This is a genomic window from Streptococcus suis (assembly GCF_016775005.1).
GTDB classification, from domain to species: Bacteria; Bacillota; Bacilli; order Lactobacillales; family Streptococcaceae; genus Streptococcus; species Streptococcus suivaginalis.
In genome coordinates, this window is the sequence record NZ_JAEUXI010000015.1 from 1 (window position 1) to 1,529 (window position 1,529).

General features: G+C 45.7%; 1 protein-coding gene. It reads right to left on the bottom strand.

Translation table 11 applies throughout. From position 1 onward, the window contains the following. Window positions 1–1,529 (bottom strand): collagen-flanked surface repeat-containing protein (locus tag JNG37_RS09745; protein WP_449276443.1); only part of this gene is annotated, 1,529 nt, incomplete at both ends.

Below are 1,529 nucleotides of genomic sequence, written 5' to 3' on the forward strand. Positions count from 1 at the left end.
CTGCCGTCTGGTTTAACAATGGTAATTGTTTGACCGCTGTTGCCATCTTGATCGGTACCTGGTGTAACAGTGACTTCTGAATTCTTACCGTCGCGACCATTGAGGATGGTTTGACGACTAATTTCATTGCCGTCGCCATCCTTGATGATGATTGTTGTTCCGATAACTTTGTCACCTTCTCGAACTTCAATTTGTTCAACTAACGGTGATTTGCCATCTTTACCATCTACACCGTCCTTACCATCTTTACCATCACGGATAAAGGTGGTTTCCCGACTGCCGTCTGGTTTAACAATGGTAATTGTTTGACCGCTGTTGCCATCTTGATCGGTACCTGGTGTAACAGTGACTTCCGAATTCTTACCGTCACGACCGTTGAGGATGGTTTGACGACTAATTTCATTGCCGTCGCCATCCTTGATGATGATTGTTGTTCCGATAACTTTGTCACCTTCTCGAACTTCAATTTGTTCAACTAACGGTGATTTGCCATCTTTACCATCTATTCCGTCCTTACCATCTTTACCATCACGGATAAAGGTGGTTTCCCGACTGCCGTCTGGTTTAACAATGGTAATTGTTTGACCGCTGTTGCCATCTTGATCGGTACCTGGTGTAACAGTGACTTCCGAATTCTTACCGTCACGACCGTTGAGGATGGTTTGACGACTAATTTCATTGCCATCGCCATCCTTGATGATGATTGTTGTTCCGATAACCTTATCACCTTCTCGAACTTCAATTTGTTCAACTAACGGTGATTTGCCATCTTTGCCATCTATTCCGTCCTTACCATCTTTACCATCACGGATTGTTGCAATTTCAGTACGGTCACCACCTGAAGAAATATTATAAACTTTGACACTGCCATCTGGTTGAAGTTCGGAGATTACAGAACTTCCGTTTGCGCCATCACGACCATTGGTGCCATCTACGCCGTTGCGAATAGTTGTGATTTCAGTGCGCTCACCTGTTGAGGAAACGTTGTAGACTTTAACGCTACCATCTGGTTGACGTTCTGAAATAACTGAGCTTCCGTTTGCGCCATCACGACCGTTGGTACCGTTGATTCCATCTACACCGTTGCGAATAGTTGTAATTTCGGTGCGTTCACCTGTTGAGGAAACGTTGTAGACTTTAACGCTACCATCCGGTTGACGTTCTGAAATAACTGAGCTTCCGTTGGTTCCATTGGTGCCATCTACGCCGTTGCGAATAGTTGTGATTTCGGTGCGCTCGCCTGTTGAGGAAACGTTGTAGACTTTAACGCTGCCATCTGCTTGACGTTCTGAAATAACCGAGCTTCCGTTTGCGCCATCACGACCATTGGTGCCATCTACGCCGTTGCGAATAGTTGTGATTTCAGTGCGCTCACCTGTTGAGGAAACGTTGTAGACTTTAACGCTACCATCTGGTTGACGTTCTGAAATAACTGAGCTTCCGTTTGCGCCATCACGACCGTTGGTACCGTTTGTGCCATCTACTCCATTACGGATGGTAGTGATTTCAGTGCGTTCACCTGTTGCAGA